The sequence below is a fragment of the Salinisphaera sp. genome (assembly GCF_035690525.1).
Lineage (GTDB): Bacteria > Pseudomonadota > Gammaproteobacteria > Nevskiales > Salinisphaeraceae > Salinisphaera.
Genome location: NZ_DASSKM010000164.1, coordinates 1 through 8,560, shown reverse-complemented (window position 1 = coordinate 8,560; position 8,560 = coordinate 1). Strand labels below are relative to the sequence as shown.

General features: G+C 63.0%; 8 protein-coding genes. 6 read left to right on the top strand and 2 right to left on the bottom strand.

The features are described 5' to 3' along the window. Both VFJ08_RS12805 and VFJ08_RS12800 read left to right on the top strand, forming a co-directional pair. The coding region (locus tag VFJ08_RS12805) for a lysylphosphatidylglycerol synthase domain-containing protein (RefSeq protein ID WP_324997609.1) at nucleotides 1-586 on the top strand (586 nt) is incomplete at its 5' end. Nucleotides 587-811: 225 nt separating this feature from the next. Continuing rightward, nucleotides 812-2,122 carry an RbtT/DalT/CsbX family MFS transporter gene (locus VFJ08_RS12800; protein WP_324997608.1) on the top strand — a complete coding sequence of 437 codons (1,311 nt, stop codon included), beginning with the start codon at nucleotides 812-814 and terminating at the stop codon, nucleotides 2,120-2,122. A 54-nt stretch (nucleotides 2,123-2,176) separates the two neighbouring features. On the opposite strand, the gene apbC is transcribed toward VFJ08_RS12800, so the two are convergent. Continuing rightward, on the bottom strand, nucleotides 2,177-3,268 hold the full coding sequence (apbC, locus tag VFJ08_RS12795) for an iron-sulfur cluster carrier protein ApbC (RefSeq protein WP_324997607.1): 1,092 nt from the start codon (nucleotides 3,266-3,268) through the stop codon (nucleotides 2,177-2,179). Nucleotides 3,269-3,387: 119 nt separating this feature from the next. Between apbC and metG the strand changes: the two genes are divergently transcribed. The 4 genes from metG to VFJ08_RS12775 all read left to right on the top strand — a co-directional run bounded on the left by metG (nucleotide 3,388) and on the right by VFJ08_RS12775 (nucleotide 7,921). Continuing rightward, on the top strand, nucleotides 3,388-5,454 hold the full coding sequence (gene metG, locus VFJ08_RS12790) for a methionine--tRNA ligase (protein WP_324997606.1): 2,067 nt from the start codon (nucleotides 3,388-3,390) through the stop codon (nucleotides 5,452-5,454). Nucleotides 5,455-5,550: 96 nt separating this feature from the next. Beyond that, the gene (locus tag VFJ08_RS12785) at nucleotides 5,551-6,210 is read left to right on the top strand and encodes an RnfABCDGE type electron transport complex subunit B (RefSeq protein WP_324997605.1); all 660 of its coding nucleotides are present in this window, start codon (nucleotides 5,551-5,553) and stop codon (nucleotides 6,208-6,210) included. A 401-nt stretch (nucleotides 6,211-6,611) separates the two neighbouring features. Continuing rightward, nucleotides 6,612-7,265 carry an endonuclease III gene (gene nth, locus VFJ08_RS12780; protein WP_324997604.1) on the top strand — a complete coding sequence of 218 codons (654 nt, stop codon included), beginning with the start codon at nucleotides 6,612-6,614 and terminating at the stop codon, nucleotides 7,263-7,265. Beyond that, the gene (locus VFJ08_RS12775) at nucleotides 7,262-7,921 is read left to right on the top strand and encodes a fumarylacetoacetate hydrolase family protein (RefSeq protein ID WP_324997603.1); all 660 of its coding nucleotides are present in this window, start codon (nucleotides 7,262-7,264) and stop codon (nucleotides 7,919-7,921) included. The genes nth and VFJ08_RS12775 overlap by 4 nt, the downstream gene beginning before the upstream one ends. 68 nt (nucleotides 7,922-7,989) lie before the next feature. Here the strand turns inward: VFJ08_RS12775 and VFJ08_RS12770 are convergent. After that, a partial coding sequence (locus VFJ08_RS12770; RefSeq protein ID WP_324997602.1) for an FKBP-type peptidyl-prolyl cis-trans isomerase occupies nucleotides 7,990-8,560 on the bottom strand: 571 nt, incomplete at its 5' end.

The following is an 8,560-nucleotide window of genomic DNA, read 5'->3' as shown; positions in this document are numbered from 1 at the left end:
GCTGGTGCTGCTGCTGCATTCCGGTGCCGTGGTGTTCGATATTCTGATCGCGCTGGGTGTGACCTTTCCGTTTCCGTTCGTCCTGCTGGCCGTGCTCGGCCGCACGCGCCCCTTCGAGCGATTGCGCCGCGCGATGGAGAACATGCTCGGCGGACGCGATATGCTCACGCGCCTGTTCGGGCGCCGCGGCTCGCTGGACGATGCTCTGCACGATCTCACCGGGCGTTGGGCCCGCATGGCATGGGCCACGCTCTGGCAGTTTCTCGGCATGTTCGCCGGCAGCTTCGAAGTCTGGCTGGTGCTCAAGCTGCTCGGACACCCGGTCTCGCCCTCGGCGGCGATCGCGCTGGAGAGCTTCGCGCTGGCCATCCGGCATCTGGCATTCATGATTCCGGCCGGGCTCGGCGTCCAGGAAGTCGGGTTCGTGATGTTCGGCCAGTTGCTCGGCATCGACAGCCAGACCGCGCTTGCCCTGTCGTTGATCAAGCGCGGGCGCGAGATCGTGTTCGGCCTGCCCATACTGCTGTCATGGCAGATTTACGAGGCGAGGCACATGAAGCGTTGGGCCGGTTCGCGATCGCAATAAACGCCTTCGCCAACGGATGTTCAGCTGAGATATGAAAACGAACGCGCGTTCAATTGGATTTTGGTCGCGTACAGAACATGCCGTCGCTCGTGGCCGAAGCGTCGTGCATTGGTGGCCAACGGTTGGCCCGGTGTTAGACGAACCGCGCATAGCTCTATGCGACGAAGGTATGAAACGTTGCGTTCGGCAAGAAGTCGTTTCACCTTTCAAAATCCGGAGGTTATCGTGAACTCGACCACCCACCCAACCGAAACCCGGCTCGATCGCATCGGCATACCCTACTCGATCCGTTGGGGTTTTCTCGGCGTGCTGGTCTTCATGACCGGCAACGGCGTCGATTCGAACATCATCTCGCCGCACCTGAGCGCTGTCCTGGGCAGTTCCGGCGCCGAACTGGTGGCGACCATACTGACGATGTACAGCCTGGCGGCGTTGATCGCGTCCTATCTATCGGGCGCTTTGGCCGATCTGTTCGGGCCGCGGCGGGTGATGCTTTGGGGGTTTTTGATTTGGGCGGTCTTTGAAGCCCTGTTTTTGCTCGCGATGAACTCCGGCTCTGTTGCGTTCATATTCATCACCTATTTCCTGCGCGGCTTCGGGTTTCCGTTTTTTGCCTTCGCCTTTCTCGTCTGGATCAACGCGGTGGTTCCAATCGAGCGCAACGGCACCGCCGTGGGCTGGTTCTATGTCATGTTCACGGGCGGGTTCCCTACCCTCGGCTCGCTATACGCGGCCGGCGTGATTCCGCTGTTCGGCAGCGGTACAACGGCTGAAGCTCTGACTATGTGGACCTCGATTGGCTTGGTCACGCTGGGTTTTCTGATCGTGTGGTTCGGCGTGCGCGATCCGGCCGGCTATGGCCGCCTGGCGCCGAAAGACGAAAGTTCCGGTCAGGTCATATTTTCCGGCCTGCGCCTGACGTTTCGCAACCCGCGGGTTTTGATGGGTTTTTTGGTTCGGCTCATCAACACCGCGCCGGAGTTCGGCATGTTCGTGATCATGCCGGCGGTGATTGCCCAAAATCTCGGTTGGGGGCAGTCGCGCTGGCTGTTGATGACGACCATCGTCTATGCCAGCAATATTTTGCTCAACGCCGTGTTCGGTGCCATCGGCGACCGCTGGGGCTGGGTGCGCACCGTGCGCTGGTTCGGCGTGGTCGGCTCGGCGCTCGGGCTGTTGGCCTGGTGGTACGTGCCGCACTGGGTGCCGGCCGGCTCGGACTGGGGCTACGTGGTCTCGGTGCTCGCCGGGGTGTGCTTCGGCGTGCTGCTGGCCGGCTTCGTGCCGCTCGGGGCGATTCTGCCCGCGCTGACGCCGGACCATAAAGGCGCGGCGATGGCCATGTACACCACCGCCGCCGGCGGCGCGACGTTTCTCGGCACCGCGGTGGTGGCGATCGTCCAGCCCTGGGGCGGCAACGTCGGCGTGGTGTGGGCCTTCGTCGCCCTGTATGCCTGCTCGTTCGTGATGACTTGGTGGCTCGAGGTCAACCAGACCGCCGAGGGCCAGCAGGCGACCGCCGACCGGCAGCGCTGAAGCCGACGGCGACGGCGACGACACGGCGGCGCGCCCGGTCGCCGCCGTATCGCTTCAAGTGCTCTCGACTTTGATATTCGGGAACTTGCTGGCGTAGTCCTTCTTCTGGCGCGACAGCCGCGCGGTCGCGTTGCGGGCGATATCGAAATAGGCCGCCGCGATCTGCGATTCCGGCGCCGAGACGACGGTGGGCCTGCCCGAATCGGCGTATTCGCGGATCGAGATGTCCAGCGGTAGTTCGCCCAGCAGGTCGACATCGTATTCGTCGGCGAGCGATTGGCCGCCATGCGCGCCGAAGATGTGCTCCTCGTGGCCGCACTTCGAACAGATATGCGTGCTCATGTTCTCGACGATGCCGAGCACCGGCACATTGACCTTCTTGAACATCTCCACGCCCTTGCGCGCATCGATCAGCGACAGATCCTGCGGCGTGGTGACCACCACCGCGCCCGACACCGGGATCTTCTGCGCCAGCGTGAGCTGGATATCGCCGGTGCCCGGCGGTAGATCGATGATCAGATAGTCGAGATCGCCCCAAGCGCTCTGGAACAGCATCTGCTGTAGCGCGGACGTGACCATCGGCCCACGCAGAATGGCCGGGCTGTCTTTTTCGATCAAATAGCCGATCGACATGGTCTTGAGCCCGTGGGCCTCGACCGGCGCGAGCGTGTTTTCGCCGGCGGCCTTGGCGCGGGTGTCGACGCCCATCAGCCGCGGTTGGCTGGGCCCGTAGATATCGGCATCCAGCAGCCCGACATTGGCGCCGTCGGCCGCCAGCGCCAGCGCGAGGTTGGCCGCGACCGTGGATTTGCCGACCCCGCCCTTGGCCGAGGCCACGGCGATGATATTGGCGACACCCTCGATGCGCTTGAGTTGCGACTGCACGGCCCGGGGGCTGATCGAGAAACCGACGGTCACGTCAGCCTGATTCACGTCATCCAGGGCCTCGAGTTTCTCGCGCACGCGCTCGGCAAGCTGCTGGCCATAGCCGCCGCAGGGAAAACCGAGATCGAGTTCGAGCGTCACGTGGGCCGCCTCGACTGTCAGCGAGCGCACGGCGCGCGCGCTCACGAGATCGGTATCGAGATAGGGCTCGTGGTATCGGGCCAGTTCGGCCGTAACAATTTCGCGAAGGGCATCGCTCATGGCGCACCGCATGATTGGCATATCAATGAACAGACACGAATGATAGCAACTCGCGATCGGGAGGCGGGCGCGCTGTGGCATACTGACGCGCTTTGAAAACTCAAGATTTCGAGCACGTCATGGCGCGCGATATTCTCGTCACCTCGGCCTTGCCCTATGCCAACGGCGCGACCCATCTGGGGCACATGCTGGAACACATCCAGACCGACATCTGGGTGCGCTTCCAGAAGCTGCGCGGCCACCGCTGCATCGCGGTCTGCGGTGACGACGCGCATGGCACGCCGATCATGCTCAAGGCGCGCGAGCAGGGCATCACGCCCGAACAGTTGATCGCCGATGTATCGGCCGAACGCCAGCGCGATTTCGCCGACTTCCACGTCGTCTACGACAACTATTATACGACGCACTCGGACGAGAACCGCGAGTTGTCGACCGCGATTTACGAAAAACTGGCCGCTGAAGGCCATATCGCCCGGCGCACGATCTCGCAGGCCTACGATCCGCAAACCGAGATGTTCCTGCCGGATCGCTTCATCCGCGGCGACTGCCCGAACTGCGGCAGCCCGGATCAGTATGGCGATGCTTGCGAGGTCTGCGGCGCCACCTATCAACCGACCGAACTGGGCAATCCGGTGTCGGTGCTTTCCGGCGCCACGCCGATCGAGCGCGACTCGGAGCACTATTTCTTCAAATTGGCCGATTTCGAGCATTTCCTGCGCGACTGGATGCGCGGCGACCGGCTGCAGGAATCGATGACCCGCAAGCTCGACGAATGGTTCGCCACGGGCTTGCGCGACTGGGATATTTCTCGCGACGCGCCCTATTTCGGCTTCAAGATTCCGGGCGCGCAAGATAAATACTTCTATGTCTGGCTGGACGCACCGATCGGCTACATGGCGGCGTTCGCCAATCTATGTTCCAAGCGCGACGACCTGGATTTCAATGCCTTCTGGGGCCGCGACTCGGCCGCCGAGCTGTATCACTTCATCGGCAAGGACATCGTCTATTTCCATGCGCTGTTCTGGCCGGCGATGCTCGAGGGCGCGGGCTATCGCACCCCGGACACGATCCACGCGCACGGCTTCGTCACCGTCAACGGCGAGAAAATGTCCAAGTCGCGCGGCACCTTTATCAAGGCGCGGACTTGGCTGGCGCACATCGAGCCGGAATTCCTGCGTTACTACTTCGCGGCCAAGCTCTCGCACCGGGTCGAGGATCTGGACCTGAACTTCGAGGACTTCCTGGCCCGGATCAATTCCGACCTCGTCGGTAAATACGTCAACATCGCCAGTCGCTGCGCGAACTTCATCGGCAAGCGCTTCGACGGGAAGCTCGCGGTGGCGCTCGACCGGCCCGAACTGTTCGAGCGCTTCGCCGCGGCCGGCGAAGAGATCGCTGGCCATTTCGAAGCGCGGCGCTATGCCCAGGCGATCCGCCGGATCATGGCGCTGGCCGACGAGGCCAATGCCTATGTCGCCGAACGCGCGCCCTGGCAAATCGCCAAGGAAGAAGGCCGCGAGGCCGAGCTGGCCGCCGTCTGCACGACCGCGCTCAACCTATTCCGCCAGCTCACGATCTATCTCAAACCCGTGCTGCCGGCCACCGCCGAGCGCGCCGAGGCATTCCTGCAAATCGAGCCGCTGACCTGGGCCGGGCTTGACAAACCGCTGCTCGATCACGAAATCGCCCGGTTCAAGCCGCTCCTGCGCCGCGTCGAACAGCCGGCGATCGACAAGATGATCGAGGCCAGCAAGGAAGATCTGATCGCCGCCGCAACGGCCGAAAAACGCGAATCGGATGGCCCCGAATCGAAGAAGAAGGGCGACAATAAGGCCAAGACGACGGCCGCCGAAGCCAAAGATGACGGCATCATCGATATCGAGCATTTCGCGAAGGTCGACCTGCGCGTGGCGAAGGTCGTAGCCGCCGAGCACGTCGAGGGCGCCGACAAGCTGCTGTGCCTGACGCTCGACGTAGGCGATCTCGGCACGCGCCAGGTTTTCGCCGGCATCAAGGCCGCCTACGATCCGGCCGCGCTCGAAGGCCGGCTGGTGGCGCTCGTGGCCAATCTGGCGCCGCGCAAGATGCGCTTCGGTGTATCGGAAGGCATGGTACTGGCCGCCGGCGATTCGCCGCACGTGCTTTCACCGGACGACGGGGCCAAGCCGGGGGACAAGATCAAGTGACGCCGCTTCGTTCGATCGGGCTGTCCGCAGGCGGAAAAATATCTTCTTATCAGTTTGTATATCCGAGTCACGCCACTGCCCCATGACCGAGGTCATATGAGCGAGACCACCGTCGACGCCATCGACGCCCTGTTGCCGCAGACCCAGTGCCGGCGCTGTGGTTATGACGGTTGTCGGCCTTATGCCGAGGCGATCGCCGCCGGCGAGACCGATATCAATCGCTGCCCGCCGGGCGGCGCGGCGACGATCGACAATCTGGCCGAGTTGACCGGCATCGCATCGAAGCCGCTCGACCCGGAATGCGGCGACGCCAGCGTGGCCAGGGTCGCCTTCATTCGCGAGGACGAGTGCATCGGCTGCACCCGCTGCATCCAGGTCTGCCCGACCGATGCCATCGTCGGCGCGGCCAAACAGATGCATACCGTGATCGAGGCCGACTGCACCGGCTGCGAGCTGTGCGTGCCGGCCTGTCCGGTCGACTGTATCGACATGCCGGAATCGACGCCCGAGACCGGCCAACCGCTGTGGCCGCCCGAGCGCCCGATCGACGCCGAACGCGCCGCCCGCGCCCGACAGTTGTTCGAAGCACGCCAGAAACGGCTCAACCGCAGCACGACGCGCAAGCGCCGGGCGAACCGGCACGACGCGACCTATGACGCGCGCGAAGACGCCGCCGCAACCTCGGCCGCCAAGAAAGCGACAATCGCCGACGCCATCGCGCGGGCCAAGGTCAAGCGTGAAAAGCGCGAGGGGTGAGCTGACACGAGCCTTATTCCGAAGACATTCTGTCCGCAGATCGACGCAGATGCACGCAGATTGTTCCGAGAACTGTCCTGGCATAATTACAAGGCCGGCTCGCGAGATTTAATACCAACTTGCAAAAGCAATGACCTACCGGTCAAAAACAGTCCGCAAATAAACGCAAATGCACGCGAATAAGACGCGCTTATGCGCTTTTCTCGCTTTCATTCGCGTTTATTGGCGTTCATTTGCGGACGAATTCTGACTTCATGAAGATCGATCAATCTTTATGAGGGTTGGTATAACTTCTCCAAAGTTGGAATAAAACGTCCGAATCATCTGTCTTTCGATCTGCGTGCATCTGCGTCGATCTGCGGACAAACAAAAGAACACGCCCCGAACCCGACCGAACCCCGATGAATAAACAGAAACGCACCGAGATATTCGAACGGCTCAAGGCCGCCAACCCCGCGCCGAAGACGGAGCTGGAGTACGGTTCGACGTTCGAGTTGCTGATCGCGGTGATGTTGTCGGCCCAGGCGACCGATGTCGGCGTGAACAAGGCCACGCGCAAGCTTTACCCGGTCGCCAACACGCCGCAGGCGATCTACGACCTCGGCGAAGAGGGCTTGAAGCGTTATATCAACACGATCGGGCTGTACAACAGCAAGGCCGCCAACGTCATCAAAACCTGCCGGGCGCTGATCGACAATCACGACGGCGAGGTGCCGGCAACGCGCGCCGAACTGGTCGCCCTACCCGGGGTCGGCCGCAAAACGGCGAACGTGGTGCTGAACACGGCTTTCGGTCAGCCGGCGATGGCGGTCGACACGCATATCTTCCGGGTCTCCAACCGTACCGGCATCGCGCCGGGCAAAACGGTGCGCGAAGTCGAGGATCGGCTGCTGCGGCTGGTGCCGAAGCCTTATCTACAGGACGCGCACCACTGGCTGATTCTGCACGGGCGTTACACTTGCCGCGCGCGCAAGCCGGAATGCGCCGTGTGCACGATCGTCGATCTGTGCGAGTACCGGCACAAGAATCTGCCCGAACAAGGAGCCGCTTCATGACCGCGTCCCGTAGCGCCGAGGTTTTCGGCCACCGATCCGCGCCCCGCATCTTCTGCATCGGGCGCAACTATGCCAAACACATCGAGGAATTGAACAACACGCTGCCGGGCGAACAATGCGTGATCTTCATGAAGCCGGCTTCGTCTCTGGTCGCGCCGAACGAAGCCATCCGGCTGCCGGTCGGTGTCGGCGCGATCCATCACGAGGCCGAGTTGGTGGTCGAAATCGGGCTCGGCGGCCGCAATATCCGGCCCGAGGCCGCGCGCGAGCATATCCGCGGCGTCGGTCTCGGCCTCGATTTGACCCTGCGCGGCGTGCAGACCGAACTGAAGAACGGCGGCGAACCCTGGGAGCGCGCCAAGGCCTTCGATGCCAGCGCGCCGCTCGGCCCGCTGGTTTCGCTGACCGAGAACATGGATCTGAGCGACCTACACTTCGAACTGGCCGTGGACGGCGAGACACGACAGATCGGCCACACCGCCCATATGCTGGTTGGCGTGACCGATCTGATCGCGGTGGTCAGCCGGACCTGGACATTGCTGCCCGGCGATCTGATCTTCACCGGCACACCCGAAGGCGTCGGCCCGATCGAGCCGGGCCAGCATCTGCAACTGTCCGGGCCGAATCTGGCGGGCGCCGGATGGACGACCGCCTGAACGAATGGTTCCGGCCCGGCGCCCCAGAAGTGTCCCTTAAGGCGAGGCGTTTCTCGAACGGCGGGCCGCTACTGGCCGCTGCCGCTATTCTCGCTGGCGTCGCTGTTATCCGGGCTAGCGCCGGACTGGCCGCTATCGCCGTTGTCATCCGAACCCGCGCCGGACTGGCCGCTGTCGCCATTGCCGGGACCCTGATTCTTGTCGACGCTGATCAGCTTCACGTCGAAGATCAGAGTTTCGTTCGGGCCGATTTGTGAGCCCGCGCCGCGCTCGCCGTAGGCCAGATCCGGCGGAATGAACAGCTTGTATTCGCCGCCGGCGTGCATCAGCTGCAGCGCTTCGGTCCAACCCGGAATCACCGCGTTGACCGGAAAGGTCACCGGCTTGCCGCGCTTTTTCGAACTGTCGAAGACCGTGCCGTCGATCAACTTGCCGGTATAGTGCACGGTCACGCTGTCGTTGGCATCCGGTTGCGGCCCGTCGCCCTTGTGGATCACCTTGTACTGCAGACCGTCATCGAGCGTCTTCACGCCGTCTTTTTTCTTGTTCTGCGCCAGGAACTTCTGGCCGGCCTCGAGGTTCGACGCGGCTTTTTTCTGCTGCTGCTTCTTCTGCGCGGCCGCCATGTCCGAGACCACG

What these genes read in the sequence shown, in the direction of transcription:
- apbC (WP_324997607.1), bottom strand. Translation starts at nt 3,268, where the DNA reads ATGAGCGATGCCCTTCGCGAAATTGTTACGGCCGAACTGGCCCGATAC.
- VFJ08_RS12785 (WP_324997605.1), top strand. Translation starts at nt 5,551, where the DNA reads ATGAGCGAGACCACCGTCGACGCCATCGACGCCCTGTTGCCGCAGACC.
- nth (WP_324997604.1), top strand. Translation starts at nt 6,612, where the DNA reads ATGAATAAACAGAAACGCACCGAGATATTCGAACGGCTCAAGGCCGCC.
- VFJ08_RS12775 (WP_324997603.1), top strand. Translation starts at nt 7,262, where the DNA reads ATGACCGCGTCCCGTAGCGCCGAGGTTTTCGGCCACCGATCCGCGCCC.
- metG (WP_324997606.1), top strand. Translation starts at nt 3,388, where the DNA reads ATGGCGCGCGATATTCTCGTCACCTCGGCCTTGCCCTATGCCAACGGC.